The sequence below is a fragment of the Glycomyces sp. NPDC050141 genome (genome assembly GCF_055586545.1).
This window is the reverse complement of the sequence record NZ_JBVJHZ010000021.1, coordinates 21526-48117: the sequence shown is the minus strand read 5'-3', so window position 1 is coordinate 48117 and position 26592 is coordinate 21526. Positions and strand designations below refer to the sequence as shown.

Sequence of the window (26592 nt, the reverse complement as noted above, 5' to 3'; positions counted from 1 at the left end):
CCATGAGCAGCTGGCGGCGACGACTGGTGACGGCCATGGGCGACGAGCTCGGGCGCGCGCGCGGCGAGGCCCGGTTCCTCGCCGAGCGGACGGCGACCGAGGCGGAGGTCGAGCGGGGCAGGGCCGAGCAGGCGATCACCGACGCGAGCCGCAAGCAGACGCAGCTGAAGAGCATCCACGAGAAGATGCTCGCGACCCTTCAGGCGCGGAAAGCCGCTGCGGTGCAGGACGGCCAGGAGGCCGCATTGGACGCGGCCCGCCGGGCGGCCCCGGCGGCAGCCGGGGCGAAATGGAAAGGGTGGCAGGTCGAATCGGGCCTCGACCGCGGCGCGGCCCCGATGCTCCGCATCGGCGACCTCGCGGACCTTCCCGCGCTCGTGCCGTTGCTCGACCGTTCGCATCTGCGGATCGATTCCGATGCGGCGCAGGCGCTTCCCGGTCTCTTGCTGCGGGCCGTGGGGGCCGTGCCCGCCGGGCTCGTGCGGCTCCACGTGTACGACCCCGAGCGTCTCGGCGGGTCGCTCTCCGCTTTCGCCGCGCTCGGGAAGGCCGGGCTGCTCTCGTTCGTCGGGCCCTCGGGGCTGCGCGAGACGCTCGATTCGCTCGTCGAGACCGTGCGGCGCGTCAACGCCGAAGTCCTTGCGGGCGAACATGCCTCGCTCGCCGACCTCGCCGCCGCCACCGGGCGGCGGCCCGAGCCGTGGCGCGTGCTCGTACTCCTCAACGCCGACCTCGCCGCCTGGCCCGCGCACGATCAAGCACAACTCGCGCGTTTGCGCCGCACGGGCGTCGCCGCCGGGGTCCACCTCCTCGTCGTCGGCGACGACACCGCCGGACCCGCCGACCTGCCCCGCCTCACCGCGACCGCCTACACCGGCCTGCCCGGCGCCGCCCTCAAACTCGACGGCCCGCCGCCCCTGAGCGCCATCACCAACGCCGCCAAGGCCATCGCCGAGAAGCACAGCGCCGGAAGGGAACCCGCCCGCCTCGTCGACCTCCTCCCGCAGCGCCTCTGGGCCGCCTCCTCCGCCACCGGCCTCTACGCCGCCATCGGCGAGACCGCCGCGGGCGACGTCGCCCGCCTCGCCCTCGGCGACAACCCGCCCCACGCGCTCGTCGGCGGCCCTTCAGGTTCGGGCAAGACGAATCTGCTCTACGCGTGGATCGCCGGGCTCGCTTCGAACTACAGTCCCAGCGAACTGGAGCTGTACCTCCTCGACTTCAAAGAGGGCGTCTCCTTCGCGCGCTTCGCCTCCGGCCGCCGAGACCCCACCTGGCTTCCCCACGTGCGCCTCGTCGGCGTCAACATCAATGACGACCGCGAGTTCGGCCTCGCGCTGCTTCGCCATCTCAAAGAAGAGCTGCGCCGCCGCGCCGAAGCCGCCAAAGCCCACGAGGCCACCAAGCTCGAAGAGCTCCGCGCCGCCGACCCCGCAGGCCACTGGCCCCGCATCGTCGCGATCGTCGACGAGTTCCAGGTCCTCCTCGAAGCCCGCGACGCCGTCACCGACGAAGCCGTCCAGCTCCTCGAAGACCTCGCCCGGCGCGGCCGCAGCCAGGGCATCCACCTCGTGCTCGCCTCCCAGGACATCGCCGGGATCGAGGCCCTGTGGGGCCGCCCCAGCCTCGTCGCCCAGTTCACGCTGCGCGTCGCACTCCCCAAGGCCCGCAGGGTCCTCGCCGAGAACAACCACGCCGCCGACACCGTCGCCCGCTTCCACGCCGTCGTCAACGACGAATCCGGGCACACGAACGCCAACAAGACCGTCGCCGTCCCCAACGCCGGGCACGCCGACGCCTGGGAACCGCTCCAGAAGCGCCTCTGGGAAGCCCGCCCCGGCGGCAACGAACCGCCCGCGCTCTTCGACGGCGACCACGTCCCCGACCTCCACAACGTCGCACCGCCGCCCGAGACCGCGCTCCTCGGCCAGACCATCGACGTCGCCTCCCGCGGCGCCGAACTCGCCCTCCACCGCGCGCCCGGCCGCAACCTCGCCATCCTCGGCACCCGGAGCGCCGAAGCCGCCGACATCCTCGCGGCTGCCGCCCTCACCGCAGCGCTCGGCACACACAAGCAGGGCCAGCGCATCGGCGTCGACATCTGCTGCCTCGAACCCGACGCCGCCTCCTCCGCGCTCGCCCTCGCGTCCGCGCTCGAAACCGAAGGCGCCGAAGTCGACTGGCACGACAGCCTCGACGAGGTCTGCAAGGACTGGGACCGCCGCTGCGACGGCACCCTGCGCCTCAACCTGGTCTACGCCGTCGACGCCGGGTCCGCCCGCCTCGACGCCGCCGGGTCGGCCGCCTTGCGCGCCATGCTCATCGACGGCCCCGAACGCCACCTCCACACCCTCGGCTGGTGGCGGTCCGTGCCGCGCCTGCGCGAAGACCTCGGCGGCTTCTCGGCCCGGTTCGACGCCGTCGACGCCTGGCTCGCCCTCGACGTGCAGGGCCCCGAGCTCGCCCCGCTCTCGCCCGCCAGCGGCGGCCCGGCCTGGTACCCGCGCGAGCGGCGCGGCCTCTACTTCGACCGCGCGAGGCACCGGACCCCGCAGGTCGTGATCCCCTATTCGACGACCGCCCAGCTCCCGCGGCCCGAGGCCGTCCTCGACCTGCCGTAAAGGAGCGCCATGCCGATCGACACCGACTACACGAACGCCGTCGCCGCCTACCTGAAGGAACGCGCCGACGCCGACGCCGAGATCGGCGCCGCCGTCGCCGCCTACCGCAGCGAGGCCGACCGGCTCGCCGCCGCCGTCGAAGCCGCCCGCACCGCCCGCGAGGAAGCCAACACCGCCTCGGTGAACGCCGCGACGCTCGTGGCCGAGACCGACAAGACCGTCGCGGTCCTGTGGCGCTCCCTCGGCGACTTCGTGGGCCACCGCCGCACCGGCCCCACGCCGTCGGCGGGCGAGCCCGACCCGGACCCCGATCCCGAGCGCGTGCGGGACCGGCTCGAGCGCTCCGAGCGGCTGCTCTCGCTCGCCCGGCAGGGTGAACTCCCGATCGAGGCGCCCAGGCACACCGAGATCACGGCGGCCGCGATCGGGCTCGCGCTCGGCGCGCTCGCGGTCTGGGCGGCCCTCGGGCTCCTCGGCGGCGGCCTGCGGTTCGCTGAGGCCCTGGCCGCGCTGACCCTGTTCGCGGGCATCGGGACGGGCCCGATCGTGTTGGGCGCGTGGCTGTCCTGGCAGTACCGGGTGCGTCCGCGCCCGGGCCAGACGCTGGTGTGCGTGGGCGCGGCGATCGTCGCCGTGTGCGCGCTGGCGGGGCTGTTCATGAGGGGGCTTTAACGGGGCTGTTGACGCCATGGGGTACACCTGATGCGTCAACGAAACGTGAGGAGTCCCGTCAATGGCCGCCATCGACGACACCGGCTCGTGGCATTACGGCCCCCTGCCGTCCACTGACGACGCCCCCGCCTGGATCTACGGGATCGTCCCGGACGGCTGGATCGCCGGCATGCCCGATGTGACCGTGGACCGCGACGAGATGATCATCATCTGCCCGCTCCCGACACCGGACCACCCCGCCGACGCGACCGAGTCCGACCGGGCCGCGACCGAGGAGGGCCGGATCTCGCGCTTCCGGGAGGCGACGCGGGACATGCGCGTGCAGATCGCGCAGCAGCTGCAGTACCGGTACCACCGGCAGGCCTCGTGGGGCGCGCGGTGCGGTTCGACGACGATGGTGTTCACGCACCAGTCGCTGCCGGTGACGACGCGTCTGCGCCAGCCCGAGCGGCTCGTGCTCGACACGCTCGTGGGCTCGGGCGTGGCCGCTTCGCGCTCGGACGCGCTCGCGTGGTGCGTGCGCCTGGTCGAGCAGCACGCGGAGGACTGGCTCAAGGAGCTGCGCGAGGCGATGGTGAGCGTCGACGAGCTGCGCCGCCGGGGGCCCTCGGTCTAGGGCTGACAACAGGTTTCAAGGGCGGGAGCGTTCGCGTTCCCGCCTTCTTTTGCGTGCTCAGGTGAGGATGAAGTAAGCGAAGACGACCGCCAGGACTATGACGATCGCGATCACGAAGCCGATCGTCGCGCCCCTGGCGCGGCTCGACTGCGGTTCCGGTTCCCGGTGCGCCATGGACCTCTCCAACGCTTCGACACTCGGATGCGGGCATGCAGACCTGCATCTTCACCCAGGACGGCGCATCATGCGGCGATTCGGGCCAAAACGCTCCGACCCGCGCGCGAAACACGATCGCGACCGCGAGCTAACGCGCTCGTTCCATGATCGAAACCGATCGCATTAGTTTTGAGGATCGGTCAAATTCAGTCCGGGATGATCGGTTCTGCGCGGTCGCGCAGAAAGTGCGGGTAGTTGTGCTTATTTCGAGCTCGAATGCGCACAAGATCAAGTTTCATGAATGGAGCCCCTGTTCAGGCCCGGACCGATCGCGCACGACTGCCTGCGGGTGCCCCGGTATTCCCGTAGCGTCCGAATGACCGGTCCCGGCCGGAGCGTCCGAGCTCCGGCCTTGAGGCACGGCCTGTCGCAGGCCCGCCACAAGCAGGCACAGCGCGCGCCGTGCATGAGAACAGCACCGAAGGAGCCACCGTGAGCATCGAAGTCTCCACCGCCAGCGTCGTTGAAACCAATACAGCCTCGATCGGACTCACCGATCCGCCCACCCGCCACCACCGGCTGCTCGCCTGGGTCGGCGAGGTGGCCGAGCTGACCGACCCCGACCAGATCGTGTGGTGCGACGGCAGCCCCGCCGAATGGGAGCGCCTGACCGCCGAGCTCGTCGCGTTCGGGACCCTCGAACCGGTCCCGGCCAAGCCCGACTCGTTCCTCGCCCGCACCGACCCGAACGACGTCGCCCGCGTCGAGGAGCGCACCTTCATCTGCTCCCAGGACCCCGAGGACGCCGGGCCCACCAACAACTGGACCGCGCCCGACTACATGCGCGAGACCATGACCGGCCTCTACCGCGGCTCGATGCGCGGGCGCACCATGTACGTCGTGCCGTTCTGCATGGGCTCGCTCGACGCCGAGAAGCCGATGTTCGGCGTGGAGCTCACCGACTCCGCGTACGTGGCGGTCTCGATGCACATCATGACCCGCATGGGCACCGAGGTGCTCGAGGCGATGGGCAAGGACGGCGACTTCGTCAAGTGCCTCCACTCCGTCGGCGCGCCGCTCGCGCCCGGCCAGACCGACGTGCCCTGGCCCTGCAACCAGACCAAGTACATCTCGCACTTCCCCGAGGACCGCGAGATCTGGTCCTACGGCTCCGGCTACGGCGGCAACTCCCTGCTCGGCAAGAAGTGCTACGCCCTGCGCATCGGCTCCGCGATGGGCCGCGACGAGGGCTGGCTCGCCGAGCACATGCTCATCCTGCGCCTGACCTCCCCGGAAGGGAAGGTCTACCACGTGACCGGCGCGTTCCCCTCCGCGTGCGGCAAGACCAACCTCGCGATGCTCGAGCCGACCATCCCCGGCTGGAAGGTCGAGACCCTCGGCGACGACATCGCCTGGCTCCGCTTCGGCGAGGACGGCCGCCTGTGGGCCTCCAACCCCGAGTACGGCTTCTTCGGCGTCGCGCCCGGCACCGACTACAAGACCAACCCGAACGCCATGCGCACCATCGAGAAGGGCCACACGCTCTTCACGAACGTCGCGCTCACCGACGACGGCGACGTGTGGTGGGAGGGCATGGGCGAGGCGCCCGGTCACGCGATCGACTGGAAGGGCCGGGACTGGACCCCGGACTCCGAGGAGCCCTCCAGCCACCCCAACAGCCGCTTCTGCACGCCGATCAAGCAGTGCCCGGTCCTCGCCGAGCAGTACGACGACCCGCGCGGCGTCCCGATCGACGCGATCCTCTTCGGCGGCCGCCGCGCCACCACGATCCCGCTCGTCACGCAGGCCCGCGACTGGGTCCACGGCGTGTACATGGGCGCGACCCTCTCCTCGGAGACCACGGCCGCCGCCGTCGGCCAGGTCGGCGTCGTGCGGCGCGACCCGATGGCGATGCTGCCGTTCATCGGCTACAACGCCGCCGACTACTTCGGGCACTGGATCGAGATGGGCAAGTCCGCCGCCAGCGAGGACCTCATGCCCGCCGTGTTCTACGTGAACTGGTTCCGCCGCTCCGAGGACGGCCGCTTCCTGTGGCCCGGGTTCGGCGAGAACTCCCGCGTCCTCAAGTGGGTCGTCGAACGCCTCGAAGGGCGCGGCGCGGCCGTCGAGACCCCGATCGGGTACTGCCCGACCCCGGAGGCCATCGACGTGGACGGGCTCGACCTCACCGAGGCCGACCTCGCGGCCGCGCTCGACGTCGACCGCGACGAGTGGACCGCCGAGATCCCGCTGGTCGAAAGCTGGTTCGCGCGCTTCGGCGACCGGCTCCCGACCGTGCTCTGGAGCGAGCTCGACGCCCTGAAGAACCGCCTCGACCTGCAGTAGGGGGCGGCAAAGCGGCCCGCGCACCGGCACCGGTGCGCGGGCTTTTCCCTGCGAGTCGTGACCCTCCGCAGGCGAAGCGTGCGAGCCGTAATTTCCCTCCCACGGCGAAGCTTGCGAGCCGTAAATTTTCGCAGCGCCTACAATTGCCGGTTGTGGCGATCTCGAACCTGCTTTACCGGATCTACGAGCGTCGGCTCGCGCGCGAGCTGACCGGCCAGCCGCTGCCCAGGCACATCGGTGTCATGGTCGACGGCAACCGTCGCTGGGCCCGCGACATGGGCCTGACCGACCCCAACGACGGCCACCGCGCCGGAGCCAAGCACATCGAGCGGTTCCTCGGCTGGTGCGACGAGCTCGGCGTCGAGCACGTGACGATCTGGCTCCTCTCCACCGAGAACCTCTCGCGCCCAAAGGAGCAGCTCGACCCGCTCCTCGACATCATCGACGAGCTCGCCGGGGAACTCGCCGACGACTCACAGCCATGGCAGCTGCGCATGGTCGGCGCCCTCGACCTCCTCCCCGAAGAACACCAGGCCGCCCTCAAGAGCGCCCAGCAGCGCACCGCCGATAAACGCGGCATGCAGGTCAACCTCGCCGTCTGCTACGGCGGCCAGCGCGAGATCGCCGACGCCGTGCGCTCCTTCATCCTCGAGCAGGCCGCCACCGGCGCCAGCCTGGAGCAGGTCGCCGAGTCCATCGACGCCGACGCGATCGCCCGCCACCTGTACATGACCGGCCAGCCCGACCCGGACCTCGTGATCCGCACGAGCGGCGAGCAGCGGATCTCCGGGTTCCTCCTGTGGCAGTCGGCCTATTCCGAGTTCTACTTCTGCGACTCGAACTGGCCCGACTTCCGCCGGGTCGACTTCCTGCGCGCGGTGCGGTCCTTCGCGATCCGCGACCGCCGCTACGGCAAGTAGCCCGGAAACTCCCGAAAAAACTTCAAGACCGGCTGCGTCATTCCGGCGGGGTCCTTCGTGTGGAGAGTGCGATCAAACCGACTGCACGTCAATCCCTGGAATCGAGGAACCGGATGACTGCGAGCCCCATGGTGCAACAGTCCACTGTGTCCCATGCCTCGTCCGCCGCGCACGCGGACTTCAACGGCTTCTACGCCGCCAACGTCGCCCAGATCACCGCGCAGATCCGCGCCTACGTGGGCGACCTGAACGAGGCCGAGGACCTGGTCGCGGAGGCCTTCTGCCGGGCGCTCGCCCGCTGGAACTCGATCAGCTCGTACGACAACCCCGCCACGTGGGTGCGCCGGGTCGCCTGGAACCTGGCGACCTCGCGGCTGCGCCGCGCCGCCGTCCTGCGCCGGTTCCTGCGCCGCCAGCGCCCCGCGACGGCCGCCGGGCCCGGCCCCGACCGGCTCGACCTGGAACGGGCCCTGTCCGAGCTGAACGAGCGCCACCGCAAAGCCGTCATCCTCCGCTACATGGCCGGCATGACCACCGCCGAGATCGCCGAGCAGGAGGGCGTCGCCGAGACGACCGTCCGCTCCTGGCTGACCCGCGGCAAAGCGGCGCTCGCCGAGCGCCTGCGCATCGACACCTTCGAGGAGAACCGATGAACACCCCTTACCGAGACCCGTTGGGCGCCATGTTCGACCAGTACGCGGCCGCGACCGCCGCCGAGACCTCCCCGCCCACCACCGGGCAGCTGCGCACCCGGATGCGCCGCCACCGAAGGGTCCGCGTCGCCGCGGCCGGAGTCGCCGCCGCCGTCCTCGTCGTCCCCGGCGGCTGGGCGCTCCAGCAGGCCGGCGCCGCCGACCAGGGCCCCGGCCCGGCCGACGGCGGCCCGACCGAGGAGGTCTCCTGCCCGGTCGAGGAGCCGACCGAGTACGAGCCGACCGCGACGCTCGTACCCGAAGACCCCACCGAGGACGCGGGCGGCGGTCCCGGCGAGGAGCCGACCGACGAGAGCGAGGACCCGTCAGGGTACGTGACCCCGACCTGGGAGCCCTCCGCCGAGAGCGAGGAGCCCACGGAGGAGTCGTCAACCGAGGTCGGCGAGGAACCCTGCGCGGAGGAGCCGACCGAGGAGCCCACCGACCAGAGCGAGGAGCCCACGGAGGAGTCGTCTACCGAAGTCGGCGAAGAACCCACCGACGCCTCAGAGGAGCCGACCGACGTAGGCGAAGAGCCCACCGACGCGGGCGAGGAACCCACCCACGAGTCCGAAGAGCCCACCCCCAGCGAGGAGCCGACCGAGGAGGACCCCTCGGAAGAGTCCACTCCCTGATCGCAAGCACCGCAAGGCCCCCGCGAGCAGCCGCCCGCGGGGGCCTTCTCCGCGTCCCCCGACCACAGTGGGCGAGGCCACTCTCACCGAACGCGAAATCCGGTGCATTACTTTGCGCTCACCGCTCGTGTATCTAGTGCGGACCCCCGCGATACCCGACTTGAGGAGCCCCGATGATGCCTACCCGAGACAGGCCGTCCCCCACAGTGGAGGGCGGGCCGGCGGACCAGAGCCCCGCCCTGCGCGCGAACCAGGAGTTCGACGACTTCTACGCCGCCAACGTCCGCGCCCTCACCAGCCAGCTGCTCGCCTACACCGGCAACAAGGCCGAAGCCGAGGACCTCGTCGCCGAGGCCTTCTGCCGGGCCCTCGACCGCTGGAAGAAGGTGCGCGAGTACCAGAACCCCACCGCCTGGGTCCGCCGCGTCGCCTGGAACCTCGCCACGAGCCAGCTGCGCCGCCGCACCGTCGTGCAGCGCTTCCTCAACCGGCAGCGGGAGACCCACGAGACCGCGCCCGACGGCGACCGCGTCGACCTCATGCGGGCCCTCGCCGGGATCACCCCCAACCACCGCAAGGCCGTCATCCTCCGCTACATGGCCGGTCTCACCGTCACCGAGATCGCCGAACAGGAAGGCGTCCCCGAAACCACCGTCAGGTCCTGGCTCTTCCGGGGCAAGGCCGCACTGGCACAACGACTCAGCGTGCAGGACGAGAAGGAGCAGCGATGAACACCCCCGAGGAAGAGACCCGCTTCGCGCAGGCCTTCGACGAGTTCGGCGAGGCCGCCGAGCTCATGGTCGAACCGCCCGCCACCGCAGTGATCCGCCGCAAGGTCCGCCGCCGCCGCGTCACCCGCGTCACCGTCGCGGCCGTCGCCGCGGTCGCGCTGGCCGCCCCGACCTCCTGGATGCTGCAGCAGGCCGCGACCGCTGAAGAGCAGGAGGCGCCCGCCGCCGACGACAAGACCACCGCCGCGGTCGTCGAGGCGACGCCCACCGAGGCGCCGACGACGCCTGCGGAAGCGGCGACGACCGAGGCCGAGGAAGAGGAGGCCGCTCCGGTCCTCCCCAGTTTCGACGACCTGGTCGGCACCACCCTCGATCTGCCCTCGTTCTGGCCCGGCAGCAGCTCGGCCGACGAGGCCTGCCAGGTCGACGGGGCGGTCCTCGAAGACGGCCGCACCGGCGCCTACAAGGACGGCGGCACGGTCGGCCTCGTGGAAGTCCTCCACGTCCCGATGACGGAAGGCGGACGCGAGCTGCCGGTCCTGTTCCTGGGCTGCCGCCTCGGCGAGGTCGTCGCCCACCAGGCGGTGGTCCTCGACCAGAGCGAGGGCGACGGCAGCTGGTACGCCGCCGCGCAGCTCATCGCCTCGAAGCCCAACGGGGACACGCCTTACGACATCGCGGCCGCCTCCGGCTTCGGCGTCCTGGTCGGCGTCGCCGAGCAGTTCCCGTGCTGCGGCACGAGCCCCGACGACGTCGGCTACTGGGTCGAGAAGATCACGCTCGACGGCGACTTCGAGCCGGTGAGCGACCGCCTCGACGAGGGTTCGCTGCCCGACCTCGCGGTCACCGTGAACGCGGTCGAGGACGCTGCGCAGGAAGGCGTCTGGACCGTCACGGCCGAGATCGAGAACGAGGGCGACGCCGCCTCGGGCGAGTACTTCCTGACCGTGTGCGCCGACCCGGCCGAGATCCAGGCCGAGTTCGAGGTCGTGGACTGCTTCGCGGGGGGTGCGTACCGCCTCGAGACGGTCGAACCGCTCGAGCCCGGCGACACCCGCACCGTCGAGGTGCAGGTGACAGTGGCCCCCAGCAGCGAGTGGGTCGACGGCGCGCTCCTCCGGTTCGAGGTCGCGCCGGACACGAGCGGCTCGGGAGCGATCGCCCGCGACCGCACCGACGCCGACAACACGGTCTTCTACGAGTTCACCGAGTAGGCCCCGTATGGTGAAGCCCCCGCGAGCACCGCTCGCGGGGGCTTCACCGCGTTCTAGGCGAGGGTCACGCCCGCCGCTTCGAGTTCCTTGAGGGCCTTGGCCTTCGTCTCCTCGGCGACAGCGGCCGTGTACTCCAGGAGCACGGTGGTCGCGAAGCCCTCGGCGGCGGCGTCCAGTGCGGTGGCGCGGACGCAGTGGTCGGTGGCGATGCCGACGACGTCGACCGCGTCCACGCCGCGTTCGCGCAGCCACTCGGCCAGGCCCGTCTCACCGGCGGAGCCCTCGAAGCCCGAGTACGCGGCCTCGTACGCGCCCTTGTCGAACACGGCTTCGGCGACAGTGTGGTCGAAGCCGGGGTGGAAGCCCGCGCCCGCGGTGCCGACCACGCAGTGCGGGGGCCACGAGTCGCGGAAGTCCGGTTCGGCCGAGAAGTGCAGACCCGGGTCGATGTGCCAGTCGCGGGTGGCGACGATGTGGTCCCAGCGGCCCGGCGCGGCGCCGATGAGTTCGGTGACCGCCGACGCGACGGCAGCGCCGCCCGCGACGGCGAGCGACCCGCCCTCACAGAAGTCGTTCTGGACGTCCACCACGATCAATGCCCGGCTCATACTCCCGATCCTAGTGAGGGGGCCGGAGCAGTGGAAGGCCCGGTAGACGAAAAAACCCGGAGCCGAACGGCTCCGGGTTTCCTCATGCGTGCTTTAGTGCCCCTTGACTTCCTTGACCAGGTGGCCCCACTTCTCGTCGAAGACGGGGCGCTCCGAGCGGATGCGCGGGAGGCGGTCGAAGTTGCGCAGCGGCGGCGGGCAGCTGGTCGCCCACTCGAGCGAGCCGCCGTAGCCCCACGGGTCGTTGGTCTCGACCACGCGCCCGGCCTTCCAAGACTTGAACAGGTTCCAGATGAACGGCAGGGTCGACAGGCCCAGGATGAACGCGCCGATCGTCGAGATCATGTTCAGGGTCGTGAACCCGTCGGTCTCCAGGTAGTCGGCGTACCGGCGGGGCATGCCCTCGGCGCCGAGCCAGTGCTGCACCAGGAACGTGGTGTGGAAGCCGATGAAGGTCAGCCAGAAGTGGACCTTGCCGAGCCGCTCGTCGTACATGCGGCCCGAGACCTTCGGGAACCAGAAGTAGACGCCGGCGTAGACGGCGAACACGATGGTGCCGAACAGGACGTAGTGGAAGTGCGCCACCACGAAGTAGGAGTCCGAGACGTGGAAGTCGACCGGCGGGCTGGCGAGCAGGACGCCCGAGAGGCCGCCGAGGAGGAACGTGACCAGGAAGCCGATGCTGAACAGCATCGGGGTCTCGAAGGTCAGCTGGCCCTTCCACATGGTGCCGATCCAGTTGAAGAACTTCACACCGGTCGGGACCGCGATCAGGAACGTCATCAGCGAGAAGAACGGCAGCATGACCGAGCCGGTGGCGTACATGTGGTGGGCCCACACGGCCATCGACAGGCCCGCGATCGACAGCGTCGCGGCGACGAGGGTCTTGTAGCCGAAGATCGGCTTGCGGCTGAACACCGGGAAGATCTCGGAGACGATGCCGAAGAACGGCAGCGCCACGATGTAAACCTCGGGGTGGCCGAAGAACCAGAACAGGTGCTGCCACAGGATCGCGCCGCCGGTCTCGGTGTCGAAGACGTGCGCGCCGAGCTGGCGGTCGGCCATGACGGCGAGGAGCGCGGCGAACAGGATCGGGAAGACCAGGATCACCAGGAGGGCCGTGATGAGGATGTTCCAGGTGAAGATCGGCATGCGGAACATGAGCATGCCCGGGGCGCGCATCGTGATGATCGTGGTGATCATGTTGACCGCGCCGAGGATGGTGCCGATACCGGAGATCGCGAGGCCGACGAACCACATGTCGGCGCCGATGCCCGGCGAGTTGACCGCGTTCGACAGCGGTTGGTAGGCGAACCACCCGAAGGAGGCCGCGCCGCCCGGCGTGATGAAGCCCGCGACCGCGAGGATCGAGCCGAGCAGGTACAGCCAGTACGCGAAGGCGTTCAGGCGCGGGAACGCGACGTCGGGCGCGCCGATCTGCAAGGGCACCAGGTAGTTGCCGAACGCGAACACGATCGGGGTCGCGAACATCAGCAGCATGATCGTGCCGTGCATCGTGAACAGCTGGTTGAACTGCTCGGAGGACACGATCTGGAGGCCCGGGTGGAACAGCTCCGCGCGGATCAGCAGTGCGAGGATGCCGCCGATCGCGAAGAACGCGAAGGAGGTCACGAAGTAGAGCAGACCGATCTGCTTCGCGTCCGTCGTGCGGAGCGTGCGGGCGAGCCAGGAACCGTTGGGCTCCCGGCGTACCGGCCAGGGGCGCGCGACGATAGGCGTTGGCTCAAGCTTCGGCTCAACCGTGGTCACCTGTGGGCCTCCATCATTCATTTCCAGGTAGCGAACGCAGCATAGCCCCGGGAAGGGCCGCCGACGCGGAGGGGGATTGCGCTAGCGGCGTGGCGGAGCGTGTTCGGGTACTGCGGTCATCGAGGTTGTCGCAGGTCGCGTGTACCCGCGGCTATTAAGAAGGAGTGGTGCCCGCGGGCCGCCGGATGGGACCGGCGCCCGCGGGTGAGCAATCTCCTACAGCGCTACAGGCTGCCGCGGGCGTCGGGCTCGAGCGCGGCGAAGACGCGCTTGACCAGCAGGGCGGTCTCGTAGCCGACCTGGCCGAGGTCGCAGCCCGCGTTGGCGAGCACGGCGAGCTGGGCGCGGTCGCCGACGGCCATGAGCAGGAGCACGCCCTCGTCCATGTCGATGACGGACTGGCGGATGCGGCCGGCGTCGAGGACCTTCGCGGCCCCCGTCGTCAGGCTCGCGAGCCCCGAGGTGATCGCGGCGAGCTGGTCGGCCCGGTCGGTCGACAGGCCGCGCGAGGCGGCGATGGCGAGGCCGTCGACGGAGACCGTGAGTGCCTCGGAGACGTCCGGGACCTTCTCCACGAAGGAGGTCAGGAGCCAGTCGAGTTCACCGACGTTCTTGTCCTTGTTGTCCATCTCGCTGCTTTCTATTGGCGTTGTTCGTGCGCGGCGGCCGCCGCGATGCCGGAAGCGAAACCGGCGAGCCGGTCCCTGATCTCGGCAGGGTCGAGGTCGGTTCCGCCGCCGCCCGAACGGGCGCTGGGCACGGAGCCGGGGAGCAGCCGGGAACCGGGTGCGCGGCGGGGCAGTTCCGCGCCGTTGACCCTGCCGGAGGTTTCGAGTGCTCGGTTCACCTTCCTGAAGGTAACATCCAGCGTCTCGGGCGCAGGCCCCGCAGGGCCGTGCGATCCGTTCCCGCCGTTGAGTGTCGTACCTGCTACAGGCAGTGGTTCAGGGGTCGATCCGGCGCGGCGCGGACGCGGCACGATCGGCTCGACGGCGCTCGGCGCGCCCGACTCGGCGCCCGTCCCGGTCACCGGCAGGTTCGCGGCGCGCGCCGAGAGCGCGAGCTGCGCGGCCGTCCCGGAGCGGTCCGAGGGCGCGAGGCCGACCGGGTCCTCGGCGTGCGCGCTCGCGGGGATGCGCACGAGCGCGAGCGTGCCCTTGCCCATCGTGGAGTGCAGCTGGACGCTGATGGAGTGCTCGGCCGCGAGCCGCCCGACGACCAGGAGGCCCATCGTCGCGGTCAGCTCGGAGTTCAGCTGGGTCGGCTCGGCGAGGCGGCGGTTGATCGCGGCCATCGGCTCGGGGGCGAGGCCGATGCCGTCGTCGGCGATGGAGATGACGATCTCCGAACCCGAACGGCGCGAAGTGACCCGCACCGACTGGGTCGGCGGCGAGTACGACGCGGCGTTGTCGAGCAGTTCGGCGAGGATGCGCACGAGGTCACCGGCGGGCTTCGTCTCCAGGCGCGCCCCGACCTGGTTCTCGACGACGACGCGCCCGGCGTCCTCGATCTCGGCCACGGCGTCGCGGATGATCGCCTCCAGCCCGGCCGGGTGGTTGTACCGGCGCTGCGGGTCGCCGCCCGCGAGCAGCAGCAGGTTCTCCTCGTTGCGGCGCATGCGGGCCAGGAGGTGGTAGACGCTGCGCCACTCGTCGGGGATCGAGGCGGCCGGGGTGCCCTCGACGAGGGCCTCCATGGTCTGCTGCTGGCGGCGGATGAGGGACTGGCCGCGGCGGGCGAGGGTCTTCATCATCGCCTCGACGTCGATGCGCAGCAGGGCCTGGTTCGCGGTCTGGCGCAGCGCCTGGTGGTGGGCGGCGCTGAACGCCTCGGCGAGGCTGTCGAGCTCGTCGGAGTAGCGCGAGTCGGTCTGCACCGCCGTCTGCTGCTTCGCGGCCTGCAGGAGCCGGTCCACTTCGTTCGCGTTGGCGGCCTGGGAGACCGCGGCGACGGTCTTCGGCAGCGTGTCGTACGCGGCGGTCAGGGTCGCCTCGCGGACGCCGTCGACGCGGAGGCTGATGCGGCGCGCGAGCATCGCCGCGGAGATGATCGAGGTCAGCGCCAGCACGAGGACGAGCGCGAACGTCGTCAGGAGCGTGCGCGAAGCGGCCTCGCGCATGAGGTTCACGTCGTCGCCCATGAACCCGAGGACGGTGACCTGGGTCGTGTCCAGGGAGGCGATGACGGCCCGCTGCGCGACGGCGAACTCGGCGGCGGTGAGGGTCGGGACGTTCCCGTTGAGGTACACGCCGATCGCGGTCCGGGCGTCCTTGGCGTCCTGGGACTCCATGGCGTTCTTGTAGACCGCGGCGGTCGTGCTCGAGGCGTTCGCGCGGAACTCGGCGATCTGCTGGTCGAACTGGCCCGACAGGAACGCGACGTCCCCGAGGGTGTCGCGGTTGACCAGGTCGGTCCCGGCCTCCTTCAGCGCCGCCAGGTCCGAGGTGACGGCGAACTGGATCTCGGCGGCGATCTGCCCGGCGTGCATGACGGCGGCGAGGGAGTCCAGGTGCGCGGAGATCTCCGAGTCGTTCACCAGGCGGGGGAGGATCGCGGCGATCGCCACGATCTGGTCGGCGACGTCGCCGTAGACGACGAGCGCGTCGGTGAACGACTTGTCGGTGTGCTCGGCGTCGCCGCTCGCGACCTCGTCGAACGCGACGCGCGCGGACCCGAGCTGGGCGACCTTGTCGAACAGGTCCTGCATGTCGTCGTCGAGCTCGGGGAAGCGGGCGACGGCGGCGTCCGAGGTCCCTTGCAGCGCTTCGAAGGCGCTGTCGGTGTTGCGGCGGGCGACCGCGGAGTCGAACTGGCCGCCGCCGGAGTTGATGACGGACATCATGACCGGTTCGGCCTCGCGCTGATGCTGGTCCAGGGCCTTGTTGAGGCCTTCGGAGAGCTCGGCGAGGACCTCGGCGTCGGTGGCGTTCTGGTATTCGTCCCACACCGTGACCGTCTGGAACAGCCCGAGCACCAGCATCCCCATGAGCGCCGCCGCGATCGGCAGCATCAACTGCATCCGAATCGGGAGGCGGCTGGTGCGCCGGCTTTTACGAGCCATCGGGGGGCGTCCTTTCTGAGGGGGCGAAAGCGCTGCGACGTTGCTGGTGACCATCTTCGCTTGTGCTTTCAGGGCTGCATGAGGCGGGGCTCACTCCATTGCCGGGCTGTCCGCACGGCTGCCGTTCAGCCCACGAGCGGCCGCCCTTCCGGGTAGCGGTACAGGCGGTGGCGCGAGCGCAGCGCGAGGGATGCGGCGAACAGTACCGGGCCGACGCGGCCGGTGAACATCGCGACCGCCAAGAGCCACTTGGAGGCCTGGGACAGGTCGTAGGTGACGCCCGTGGACTGGCCGAGGGTCGCCAGCGCGCTCGTCACCTCGAACATGATCGACATCATGTCCAGGTCCGGTTCGAAGCGCTGCATGAGGAACACGCCGAAGGCGTTGCACGCCACGTACACGAGCGCCACGGTGAGGGCCTCGCGGATCACCGACGGGTTGATGCGGTGCCTGAAGACCGTCACGTCCGGTTCGCCGCGCACCTCGGCCCAGATGACCAGGAGCAGCACGAAGAACGTGCCCACCTTGATGCCGCCCGCAGTGGACGCGGAGCCGCCGCCGATGAACATGAGGATGATCGACGCGAGCTGCGAGTCCTGGTGCATCGCACCGATGTCGACCGAGTTCAGGCCCGCCGCGCGCACCATCGAGGTCTGGAAGAACGCGGGCAGGAAGCGGTCGTACCAGGGCCACTGCCCGAACGTGGCCGGGTTCGACCACTCGAACGCCAGGAACGCGACCCAGCCGCCGACGAGGAGGATGCCGGAGCCGACAAGGGTGAGCTTGGTGTGGACCGACCACTGCCTGCGGCCCCAGCGGCGGCGCGTCACCTCGAAGATCACGGGCATGCCGAGGCCGCCGATGATGGTGCTCAGGCACAGCGGCAGGCAGATCCACCAGTCGGTCGCGTAGCTCATGAGCGAGTCGGAGAACAGCGCGAACCCGGCGCTGTTGAACGCGCTCACAGCGTGGAAGATCCCGTACCAGATCGCGTCGCCCGGCCCGAACCCGTAGGTGGAGAAGCGGACCGCGAGCACCAGCGCGGTCGCGGCCTCGACGATCAACGAGAGCGCGACCGTGCGCTGCAGCACCGCTTTGACGTCGCCGAGGCTCAGGGCCTGGCTGATCTCCGTGCGGGTCATGAGCTTCGTGCGCAGCCCGAGCTTGCTGGAGACGAGCAGCCCGACGAGCACGGCGCTGGTCATGATGCCCAGGCCGCCGACCTGGAACAGCAGCATGATGACGAACTGCCCGAACCAGCTCCAGTGGAACGGCGTGTCCACGACGGCCAGGCCGGTCACCGACACCGCCGAGGTCGCGGTGAAGAACGCGTCGGTGAAGTGCGTGACGTACCCGTCGAGATGCGAGATCGGCAGCATCAGCAGGAGCGTCCCGGCCGTGATCGTGGCCAGGAAGATCAGCGGGATGAGCCGGGTGGGGTGCCGGAAGAAGGCCTGGACTCGGGTCATGTCAGGTCGTGGACGCGAAGTGCTCGACCTTGGTGGTGGCCCCGGAGACGATGAGGGTGTCGGCCGCGGCGATCACGGTGTCCGGCGTGGCGTAGGTGAAGTCCTCGCCGGACTGCTTCACCCCGACGACGGTGACCCCGTACTTGCTGCGCAGGCGCGACTCGCCGAGGGTCTTGCCGACCGCTTCGGCGGGGGCCTTGGTCTTGACGATCGCGAAGCCGTCGTCGAACTCGATGAAGTCGAGCATCTTGCCGCTCACCAGGTGCGCGACCCGCTCGCCCATGGCCGCCTCGGGGTAGACCACGTGGTGGGCGCCGGTGCGGTGGAGGATCTGGCCGTGCTTGGCGTTGATGGCCTTCGCCCAGATCTCGCGGACCCCGACCTCCTCGCAGGCGAGGACGGTGAGGACGCTCGCCTCGATGTCGGTGCCGATCGCGACAACGACGTGGTCGAACTCGCCGATGCCCAGCTGCGAGAGCACCGTCGACTCGGTCGAGTCGGCCTGCACGACGTGCGTGAGGGTCTCGGAGGCGCGCTGGACGATCTCGGGGCGCTCGTCGATCGCGAGGACTTCATGGCCGAGGCGGGTCAGCGATTCGGCGACCGCGGAACCGAAGCGGCCCAGGCCGATCACCGCCACGGTCTCCTCGACGGTGCTTTCGCCCTTACCGAACAGGTTCATCGATCGCTTCCTCAGTAGGTGCCGACACGATCCATGATTGTGCCACCCGCCGGGCGCGGCGGCGGCCCGTACCCGCGGAGGCGGAACATGCGTCTACTTCGGAGGGGAAAAGGAAGAGGGGGGCGGCCGATAACCCCTCATGGCCGCCCCCCTCGAACACCCCTAACACTCTCCAAGGATGGAGGAGAACCCCAAGTCTACTCCGCGGGCACGGCCCGGAGGAAGTCCCGCGTGCGCGCTTCTTGGGGCTCGTCGCAACCGCTGTCTCAGGCCGCCGGGCTGCCGTCGGCATCGGGATCGAGCACCTCGTGCTCACGGATCGATGCGAGTCTCGCAGGGGCGGCGCCGGTTTCGAGGGGCGCGCGCGGCCGGACGACGCGCCCCGCCCGCGCGACGGGCGGCGCCTTCGAACGCGAGGTCGACGCGTTTCGGGTGATCCGGGGGCGGATCATGGCGAGCAGTCCGACGGCGACGAGACCGAGCAGGCCGCTGACGACACTGATGCGGGCATCGATGGAGACCTGCTGCGGCAGCAGGAAACCCGCGACGTCGAGACCGAACGCCGCCGACGCCACCACCGTGAGTCCGGCGGCGACGCGGTTGAGTCGCTGGTCCAGTTTCGCGGCCCGGTTCGACGCTGCCGCGGCCAGGGAGGTGCCGACGTAGCCGAGCATTTGGTCGGCACGTTCCTGAGTGGCGTCCAACCCGATCGCCTCGCGTGCGGCCAGATAGACGGTGCGAGGCTGCTGGCCGGACTCGATCCGGTAGTTGTCGAGGTGGTAGTAGTCGGCCCAGACCCGGTCGAGGAAGCTGCGGAACGCGTCCACGTCCGCCGGCGTCGAATCCACTTGGGAGAGGTCGACGAGGATCCGCCGCCCGCCCAGGAGCGCGCCGATGAGCAGCGACTGCTGGGCGACGGCGATATCGGTGGGCTCCATCATTGTCAGCAGCTCGCGGACCGGCGTGTCCGGATTCCGCCTCCAGGCGTAGGTGTAAGGCAGTAGGAACCGGCAGTCCGATCCCGTCGCGAGCGAGGCCACACGCGGGTCTGAGTGCCACGGTTCCTCCTCGGTGACGAAATGGCAGTTGTAGCGCACTGAACGGCGGTCCATAGGAGACTCATCGCCTTGAAGGCTCCGGTCCGGACGGAGGACCAGGCCGCTCAGCAGACCGCTCCGCACCGCCGCGGCCAGCACCTTCGCGAGGATCGGGGTGTCGAGGTCGCGGAGCTTGTTGTTGACCCTGGAGTCGATCGCGTCGATGGCCTCCAGAGGGAGCCGCAGCAGGTCGGCCTCGTGACGCAGCGCGTAGCTGAGCAGGACGCTGCCGCCTTCGAGGATCCGGGCGATGCAGGCGACGACCTCCACGCCGGGCAGGGAGATCCGATCCTTGATGAGCTCGGTCAAGTCGATCTCGACAGTGCTCTCGGGGTTGTAGGCCAGCGACCCGAGCGAACCCTGTTCCGGACGCAGCGGGTCGGAACCGGGCACCCTGATCTCCTCCGGAATGAACTCGGGGGAGTTGAAATGCAGGGGATAGGCTCTGGTCTGGACGTGGAGCACACCGGTCACTCCGACGCTCCGAAGACCGGGGCGACGGCGACGTACTCGGGAATCAGGTCGGCCTCCGCGACCGCCACACCGCCCGTGTACCTCCGCTGCAACTCGTCGGGGCCGAGGTCGTCGACCTCGGCCCCCAGCAGGCCGGGCAGCTCCTCGTGGGAGAAGTACGTCGCCTCCTCAGGGACCCCCCTGGCGCGGAACCAATCGCGTTGCTTGGCGAGCACCCGGTTGTCCGCGGTGTCGACGGGCCAATAGGTGATGACCGTGAGCGCGTGCGTCGCCAGCGCCGCGCCCAGACCCGCGAGCGCCCGCGCGGCCTCCGGTTCCAGGTAATAGAGCATTCCCTCGATAACCAAGGCCACCGGGCGCCCGGCGGAGAACTCGCGGACCGTCTCGACGAGCTCGTCAAGGGACTGCTGCAACCCCAGGTCGGCGGCATGGAAGCGCACCTTGCGGTCGGGCAGGACGCCGGCGGCCACCAGCTCCTCGGCACGGCGCCGCTTCGCCTCCACGACGTGCGGGAGGTCGATCTCAAGAGAGGCTGCGAAAGGGAGCTGCCACGGATAGGAGGAGAAGCCGGCGCCGCATTCGACGAGCACCGTCTCCGGATCCCGGCTCAGGGCCTCCGAGAGGATCTCGGCGATGCGCCTCCTACGCAGCGCGACGACCAGGTCGTCATGCGGGTAGACGGTCTCGGCGAACTCCTCCCAGAGCGTTTGCACCGGGGGCCGGTCGCGTTCGGGGATCCACTCCCGTGCGGTCCGGTCTCCGGTGAGGTCGGGCTTCCGGGCGCGTGACTCGTTGACGAGGTACGCCGTGAGCTCCACACCCCGCTTCGCGACTGTTGCATCGAATTCGTCGTGAATGCTCATCGAATCACTATGGCAGACAGGCGCAATGTCCGCACACCTCAATCGCGGACCACTCGCTGCCGCCGGAAACGGAAGCCGCTGTCGCACCTGATGCAACCGGAGCTTGCACCTGAGCGTGATGTACCGGCAGCGCTAAGATGCTGCCCAGAAGCGACAGAGGGGGAGCAGGCAGACGTGTCGACGCGCAGCAGCGGATCAAGCGGGCCCACAAGCGCCCGCCAGGTGGGGCGCCTGGCCCCGGTGCGACGCACCTCGACGGTGGACCTCATCGCCGACCGGCTCCGCGAAGCGGTCGTCGACGGGTCCCTCCCGCCCGGCGCCTCGCTCGGCGAAGCCGAACTCGCCTACCAGCTCGGCGTCAGCCGCGGCCCCCTCCGCGAAGCCATGCAGCGCCTCACCGCCGAAGGCCTCCTCGTCATCCCGAGGCGCCGCGGCCTCGCCGTGCGCACCATGACGCCTGAAGACGTCCGCGACATCCACTGGCTCCGCGCCCGCATCGAACCCGAACTCGGCCGCCGCATCCTCACCCGCCCCCTCGCCGAACGCCGCACGGTGCTCGCCGAACTCGGCGCCGAGGTCAAACGCATGCAGCGCGCCCTCAAGAAGGACGACGCCCGCGCCCTCGGCGACGCCTACCTCGACTTCCACCGCGGCCTCGCCGCCTGGGGCGGCTCGATCCGCCTGGCGCGCATGATGGGCACGCTCCTCATCGAGACGCGCCTGTGCACCTTCTCCATGTACGAGCACTTCGAGGTCGCCGTCGACCTCGTCCCCGAGCACGCCGCCTTCGTCGAGGCGCTGGCCGCCGAGGACGCCGACCGGTTCGAGTCGCTGATGTGCGCCCACCTCGACGCCGAGGTCCGCCGCCTGCTCGCCGAGCCCGAAGCGGCCAAAGAGGACGACGCCGACCGGCTCCTGGCCGAGACCCCGGACGAGCCGCAGCCGCTCGACCGCCTCGACCTCCCCGAGGGCCTCTGACGTTCACCCGGCCCGCTCGCGCGACCCGTTGGCACGCAAGCGGGAACGACGTTTGTCAATATTCCGACAATTCACGGTCCGTTGGTGGACCGTCCGTTACGAAACCTATATAAATAGGGCCCCGACCCCGGACAAAATTCGAGACGGAGCCCAAAATGTCCTACCCCCGACGAATCTCCACAATGGCGGCGGCGCTCCTCGCCGCCTTCGTGTCCGTCACGGCTCTCACCAGCGGTGCCGCCCAGGCCCAGACCATCGAGTACGTCGCCCTCGGCGACTCCTACGCCTCCGGCGTGGGCACCCGCGACTACATCGACGACTCCTCCTGCCGCCGTTCCGACTCCGCCTACCCCTCGCTCATCGCCGCCGACCTCGGCGCCGATCTCACCTTCGCCGCCTGCTCGGGCGCGAAGACCGGCGACGTCCTCAACAACCAGCTCGGCGGGCTCTCCTCCACCACCGACCTCGTCACCATCACCATCGGCGGCAACGACACCGGCTGGACCAGCGTCGTCCAGAAGTGCGCCTACCCCTACCCCTGGACCTGCACCAAGGAGATCGCCGCGGCCGAGGCCTTCGTCCGCGACCAGCTGCCCGCCAAGCTCCACACCGTCTACAACGCGATCGAGGACGCCGCCCCGAACGCCCAGGTGATCGTGGTCGGCTACCCGCTCCTGTTCAACGGCGAGGAGTGCAACGCCATCACCCGCATCAGCCCCGGTGAGCAGGCCGCCCTCAACGACGCCGCCGACCTCCTCGGCGACGTCATCGGCACCGTCGCCGCCAGCCACGGCTTCCAGTACGCCGACGTCCGCGCCGCCTTCGACAACCACGCCGTCTGCGACGACACCGAATGGCTCAACGGCATCTCCTACCCCATCAACGAGTCCTACCACCCCAACAAGGCCGGCCAGAAGGACGGCTACTACGAACTCCTCAACGACCTCGTCTGACCCGCGCAACAAGGAAGGGCCCCACCGGAATCCGGTGGGGCCCTTCAAGCTTTAACGTCTTAGATGAGGCTGTTGCCGTCGCCGCAGACCTTCCAGGCGCCGTCTTCCTTGACGAGTTCGAGGTCGTACTCCTCGTCGAGCGGCGTGGAGCCGTAGTCGGGGTGCGACATCTCGCCCGTGACCGTGACGGGCACGGTGGCGTTGTCGCCGTCGATGGTCTCCTCGCCGACTTCGTACGAGATGGTGAACTCGGCGTCGGCCATCATCTCCTCGTAGTCGGCCATGTCCTCTTCGCTCACCTCGGCGTCGTCGAGGCCGGCTTCCATCTCCTCAACCATCTCAGCGCACATGTAGGGGCTCAGCTTGTCGGCCATGCCCTGGATGTCGGTGAGGTCGCCGTTGGACACGAGGTCGACCTGCACGTCCAGGTAGCCCTGGGCGACTTCGGAGGGGGAGTCGGACTTCGACGGGCCGCCGCCGAAGGGGTTGGCCACCAGGAAGACGATCGCGACGACGAGCACGAGCACACCCGCGCCGACGCCGACGATCAGGCCGGTCTTCGACTTCTTCGGGGCCGGGGGCAGGGCCCCGCCGGGCGCACCGAAACCGGGCTGGGCGCCGTAGCCGGGCTGCTGCGGCGGCTGGCCGTACGCGCCGGGCGGCTGCTGGCCGTAGCCGGGCTGCTGGGGCGCACCGTATCCGGGTTGCTGCGGCACCCCGTAGCCGGGCTGCTGCGGCGGCTGCTGCCCGTAACCGGGCTGCTGACCGTACCCCGGCTGCTGGCCGTAGCCGGGCTGGGACGGTTGCTGGTTCGGGTCGAACCCCGGCTGCTGGGGCGGGTAGGCCATGACGAGTCCTCGGATTGTCGGGAGTGGGTTGCGCCAGGTTAACACGCAGACGCCACACCCGCGTTCCTCCGATCTGGCCGGAGAACGAACGACGCCGGGACCGTCCAGGTCCCGGCGTCGCCCTTGCGCTCTGCGGCTATCAGCCGCCGCTGCCCTCTTCCTCAGGCGCGGTCTCGTAGACCTGGATGTCGTCGGTGTTCGAGCTCATCTGCTTGCGCGCCTCGTCGGGGTCGAGGTCGGGGCCGCGGGGGATCAGGTTGATCATGGTGTCCGGCACCGAGACCGGCTCGACCCCGCCGTACCCGAGCATGTTCTGCGTCGTGTCCGTCTTGCCCTGGTCGGCGATGCCGAGCCTGACGCCCTGGTCGCTGATCATGAACGTGATGCCCGAGATCGTCGCGCCCTGGTCGGTGCGGCTGTCGATCAGCGCCGCCCGGCCCTGCGGGAGCACCGTCTGCGCCTGCAGCCCAACGGTGTCGGAGAAGATCGTGCCGTCCTCGAGGAACTCGACCGACTCCGCGGCCTTGGTGAGGTCCTTCGGCGCCACGTCGTACATCGCGATCCGGATGGTCGTCGACTCCGCCTCCTGGTTGCGCGGGTCGTACACCGCGCACACCGCCGGGCGGGCCTTGTCCGAGCTCCACAGGGTCTCGCTCAGGTCCGCGCCCGGGTACCGCTCGGGCTCGTAGATCGCCTGCGTGCCGACGGCGGAGGCCGTGGTCGTGGCGACCTCCTGCTCCTCGTGGTAGTGGGCGCCGAGCAGCTTCGCCATCGTGTCGGAGATCCGCGCGAACCTGTCGGTCCCGTTCTCCTGGATGAGCACGTACGTCTCGCCGCCGGCCTTGACGGGGGCGCCGTAGACGACCTTCCCGCCGCTGGCCGTGTCCACCTGCGACTCAGTGGTGAACTCCGACCGGTGCGGCGGCGCGATCGGCGCGACCGGCGGGATCGTGTTCAGCATGCTCTCGTTCAGGGTCATCGCCTGGCTGGCGTTCAACCCCAGGTCGCCGATGAGCTGATTGGCGTCGTAGTCGTCGGACCCGATCTCGTACTTGCCGCCGTTCCACAGCAGGAAGTAGTCGGGCGCGTCCTCGCTGCCCTCGGGGACGGCGGTCTTCGCCAGGAGCCAGGTGTCGTCGCCGAGCCACTTCGCCGGGTCCTCCAGGTCCCCGACGACGAGCTGCGTCAGCTGGAACTGCGCCGTGCCGCCGTCCTCGCGCGGCATCGAGCAGGCGTTCCAGTTGACCTTCTGCAGCAGTTCCTCCTTGTCCGGCGGCTGCGACGGGATGCCCTGGATGCCGATCGTGAACGACCCGCGCGGGATGTCCTTGAGCGAGTCGGGCTTGAGGTCCTGGACCTCGGGCATGCCGGTCGAGCCGGGCTTGGCGAGCAGCAGGGCCGACGTGTAGTTGGCGACCTGCCACAGCCGCGCGGGCTCTTCCTTCGTGCCCTCCTTGCCGTCCTTCGTGATGTACACGTAGACGGCGTTGGAGCCCTTGATCGTGATGATGTTGCCCTCGACCGGGAGCGCGTTGCCCTTGTTGAACAGGGTCGCGATCGCGAACCCGCCGAACACCAGCGCCAGCACCATCACCGAAGCGAAGATCGAGACGCCGATGCGCCGCAGCGGACGCTCGATCGAGTCGGGGTTGGCCAGCACCAGCGCCTGGTTCATGCGCGAAGTGATGAACTTGTGGGCCTCCACCTGTTCGCGGCGGGAGCGCATCTGGGCCATTCGGTTTCGCCTCTCTCGGGAGTCGAGGTCAGGGGGTGGGCGCTAGCCGCGCAGCGACAGGGCGATCGTGTACAGGTCGCAGACCCAGCCGACGAGCGGCAGGATCGACACGATGAGCAGCGCCTCGATGATGTCGAGGGCGCGGCCCCAGGTGGGGGCGATCTTCTTGCCCGCCACGGCGAGGCCGTAGACCATCGCGATAAGCGTGAGCAGCGTGAGCGCGCCGAGGATCACCGTCAGGCGCACCAGGATGTTGTCGGCGCTCGCGACGAAGACCGCGGCGAGCGTCGCGGCCAGGCCGCCCATGCCGCCGGTGAGCATCACGATGCGGGCCGCGCGGTCCTCGACCGTGCGGGACCGGCTGAGCAGCACCAGCGAGATGATCGTGGCGAGGATGAGGCCGGGGATCTCGCCCGAGAACGCGAGCGCGATCGAGGAGATCAGGCCGACGACGGCCGCGAACGAGTACAGGGCCTCGAGGTAGTTCCCGGCGTGCTCGGAGAGCTTGAGGATCCGCTTGCCGTCGATGGCCTCGGCGTCGCCCTCTTTGAGCTCCTCCGTGGTCGTCGGCAGCTGCGGCGTGGGCACCATCGCCATCGTCAGCGACAGGCTCGGCGCGAACGGCAGGATCACCAGCGCCAGCGGCGCGGCGATACCGGCGGCGGTCGCGGCCGTCGAGTGCGGGATGACCAGCATCAGGCCCGTCGAGACGCCCAGCACCACGGCGCCGAGGATCGTCACGATGAACACCGGCGCAGAGGCCATGTCGCCCACCGCGACCATCGACAGGACGCTGAACAGCAGGATCGCCGAGGCCGCGATGATCACGTGCTGGCCTTCGAGGTCGAACAGGCCCAGGTCGTCGGTGTTGGCGATGAGCAGGCCGCCCACACCGGCGTAGAAGACGGCGGTGACGCCGAAGTACGTGGCCGCGCGCGAGTCGCCGACGGCGCGCGAGAGCAGCGCCGAGGCGCCGACCAGGATGCCCGCGACCGACAGGGCCACGATCGCGGAGGCCAGGTGGACCGTGAGCAGGAGCGCGACGGCGCCCACGGCCAGGGCCGCGGTGCCGACGCCCACGCTGAAGCGCTTGGTCGCCAGGTAGTCCCAGCGGTTGCCGCGCTGCTCGGTGGCAGTGGCGATCGCGTCGATGATGTCGTCGAAGACCACCTCGGGCTTGGCGGCGTCGGCGGGGTTGAGATACAGCATCTCGCCGTCGTTGATCCCCAGCTGGGAGCAGGAGTGACCGGTGTCGATCGCCTCCTCGCCCAGGCGGGTCAGAATCCAGCCGCCGTTGTCGCCGGCCTCGTCGATGTAGTACTCCCCGGCCTGGTGCAGGATCGTCGGCAGCAGGTCGGAAAGGGGGACGTCTGAGGGCAGTGCGAGGTCGATCCTCGTGCGAGGACTGACGATCGTCACCCTTGAGAGAGTGGCCGACTTGGTGCTCACCG

General features: G+C 69.9%; 22 protein-coding genes. 11 read left to right on the top strand and 11 right to left on the bottom strand.

From position 1 onward, the window contains the following. The first annotated feature begins 2 nt into the window (after window positions 1–2). The 9 genes from ACZ60M_RS14305 to ACZ60M_RS14265 all read left to right on the top strand — a co-directional run bounded on the left by ACZ60M_RS14305 (window position 3) and on the right by ACZ60M_RS14265 (window position 10603). Entirely contained in the window at window positions 3–2621 is a 2619-nt protein-coding gene (locus ACZ60M_RS14305; protein ID WP_465418132.1) for an FtsK/SpoIIIE domain-containing protein, read from the top strand. A gap of 9 nt (window positions 2622–2630) precedes the next feature. Beyond that, window positions 2631–3293 carry a hypothetical protein gene (locus ACZ60M_RS14300; protein ID WP_465418130.1) on the top strand — a complete coding sequence of 221 codons (663 nt, stop codon included), beginning with the start codon at window positions 2631–2633 and terminating at the stop codon, window positions 3291–3293. 61 nt (window positions 3294–3354) lie between these two features. After that, window positions 3355–3909 (top strand): hypothetical protein, encoded by a 555-nt coding sequence (locus tag ACZ60M_RS14295; RefSeq protein WP_270121886.1) that lies wholly within the window; start codon window positions 3355–3357, stop codon window positions 3907–3909. 699 nt (window positions 3910–4608) lie between these two features. Then, window positions 4609–6411: a phosphoenolpyruvate carboxykinase (GTP) gene (locus ACZ60M_RS14290; RefSeq protein ID WP_465418198.1), complete on the top strand. Its 1803-nt coding sequence runs from the start codon at window positions 4609–4611 to the stop codon at window positions 6409–6411. 152 nt (window positions 6412–6563) lie between these two features. Beyond that, window positions 6564–7331, top strand: a complete 768-nt coding sequence (locus ACZ60M_RS14285; protein WP_465418128.1) for an isoprenyl transferase — start codon at window positions 6564–6566, stop codon at window positions 7329–7331. Window positions 7332–7444: 113 nt separating this feature from the next. Beyond that, window positions 7445–7984 carry an RNA polymerase sigma factor gene (locus ACZ60M_RS14280; protein WP_465418126.1) on the top strand — a complete coding sequence of 180 codons (540 nt, stop codon included), beginning with the start codon at window positions 7445–7447 and terminating at the stop codon, window positions 7982–7984. Further along, window positions 7981–8658, top strand: a complete 678-nt coding sequence (locus tag ACZ60M_RS14275; protein ID WP_465418124.1) for a hypothetical protein — start codon at window positions 7981–7983, stop codon at window positions 8656–8658. The genes ACZ60M_RS14280 and ACZ60M_RS14275 overlap by 4 nt, the downstream gene beginning before the upstream one ends. Window positions 8659–8831: 173 nt before the next feature. After that, entirely contained in the window at window positions 8832–9389 is a 558-nt protein-coding gene (locus ACZ60M_RS14270) for an RNA polymerase sigma factor (protein WP_465418122.1), read from the top strand. Continuing rightward, window positions 9386–10603 carry a CARDB domain-containing protein gene (locus tag ACZ60M_RS14265; protein ID WP_465418120.1) on the top strand — a complete coding sequence of 406 codons (1218 nt, stop codon included), beginning with the start codon at window positions 9386–9388 and terminating at the stop codon, window positions 10601–10603. The genes ACZ60M_RS14270 and ACZ60M_RS14265 overlap by 4 nt, the downstream gene beginning before the upstream one ends. A 53-nt stretch (window positions 10604–10656) precedes the next feature. Here ACZ60M_RS14265 and ACZ60M_RS14260 read toward each other — a convergent pair whose 3' ends face one another. The 8 genes from ACZ60M_RS14260 to ACZ60M_RS14225 form a co-directional block, all read right to left on the bottom strand. Then, window positions 10657–11211 (bottom strand): isochorismatase family protein, encoded by a 555-nt coding sequence (locus ACZ60M_RS14260; RefSeq protein WP_465418119.1) that lies wholly within the window; start codon window positions 11209–11211, stop codon window positions 10657–10659. A gap of 93 nt (window positions 11212–11304) precedes the next feature. After that, window positions 11305–12981, bottom strand: a complete 1677-nt coding sequence (gene ctaD, locus ACZ60M_RS14255) for an aa3-type cytochrome oxidase subunit I (RefSeq protein ID WP_465418117.1) — start codon at window positions 12979–12981, stop codon at window positions 11305–11307. Window positions 12982–13205: 224 nt separating this feature from the next. Continuing rightward, window positions 13206–13610: a roadblock/LC7 domain-containing protein gene (locus tag ACZ60M_RS14250; protein ID WP_465418115.1), complete on the bottom strand. Its 405-nt coding sequence runs from the start codon at window positions 13608–13610 to the stop codon at window positions 13206–13208. A gap of 11 nt (window positions 13611–13621) precedes the next feature. Continuing rightward, window positions 13622–16042, bottom strand: a complete 2421-nt coding sequence (locus tag ACZ60M_RS14245) for an ATP-binding protein (RefSeq protein ID WP_465418113.1) — start codon at window positions 16040–16042, stop codon at window positions 13622–13624. A 125-nt stretch (window positions 16043–16167) separates the two neighbouring features. Beyond that, window positions 16168–17511, bottom strand: coding sequence for a TrkH family potassium uptake protein (locus ACZ60M_RS14240; protein WP_465418111.1), 1344 nt, complete (start codon window positions 17509–17511; stop codon window positions 16168–16170). 1 nt (window position 17512) lies between these two features. After that, a complete protein-coding gene (locus tag ACZ60M_RS14235; protein WP_465418109.1) occupies window positions 17513–18193 on the bottom strand; it encodes a potassium channel family protein in 681 nt (226 codons plus the stop codon). A 266-nt stretch (window positions 18194–18459) separates the two neighbouring features. Then, window positions 18460–19683, bottom strand: a complete 1224-nt coding sequence (locus ACZ60M_RS14230; protein ID WP_465418108.1) for a hypothetical protein — start codon at window positions 19681–19683, stop codon at window positions 18460–18462. A gap of 77 nt (window positions 19684–19760) precedes the next feature. Next, on the bottom strand, window positions 19761–20627 hold the full coding sequence (locus tag ACZ60M_RS14225) for a class I SAM-dependent methyltransferase (protein WP_465418106.1): 867 nt from the start codon (window positions 20625–20627) through the stop codon (window positions 19761–19763). 240 nt (window positions 20628–20867) lie between these two features. Between ACZ60M_RS14225 and ACZ60M_RS14220 the strand changes: the two genes are divergently transcribed. Both ACZ60M_RS14220 and ACZ60M_RS14215 read left to right on the top strand, forming a co-directional pair. Then, window positions 20868–21605 carry a GntR family transcriptional regulator gene (locus ACZ60M_RS14220; protein ID WP_465418104.1) on the top strand — a complete coding sequence of 246 codons (738 nt, stop codon included), beginning with the start codon at window positions 20868–20870 and terminating at the stop codon, window positions 21603–21605. 155 nt (window positions 21606–21760) lie between these two features. Next, the gene (locus tag ACZ60M_RS14215) at window positions 21761–22558 is read left to right on the top strand and encodes an SGNH/GDSL hydrolase family protein (RefSeq protein ID WP_465418102.1); all 798 of its coding nucleotides are present in this window, start codon (window positions 21761–21763) and stop codon (window positions 22556–22558) included. Between the two features lie 59 nt (window positions 22559–22617). On the opposite strand, the gene ACZ60M_RS14210 is transcribed toward ACZ60M_RS14215, so the two are convergent. From ACZ60M_RS14210 to eccD, 3 genes are all read right to left on the bottom strand, one after another. Beyond that, window positions 22618–23406 (bottom strand): Rv0361 family membrane protein, encoded by a 789-nt coding sequence (locus ACZ60M_RS14210; RefSeq protein ID WP_465418100.1) that lies wholly within the window; start codon window positions 23404–23406, stop codon window positions 22618–22620. Between the two features lie 139 nt (window positions 23407–23545). Beyond that, window positions 23546–25141, bottom strand: coding sequence for a type VII secretion protein EccB (gene eccB / locus ACZ60M_RS14205; protein ID WP_465418098.1), 1596 nt, complete (start codon window positions 25139–25141; stop codon window positions 23546–23548). 42 nt (window positions 25142–25183) lie between these two features. Further along, window positions 25184–26590 (bottom strand): type VII secretion integral membrane protein EccD, encoded by a 1407-nt coding sequence (gene eccD / locus ACZ60M_RS14200; protein WP_465418097.1) that lies wholly within the window; start codon window positions 26588–26590, stop codon window positions 25184–25186. Window positions 26591–26592 lie beyond the last annotated feature (2 nt).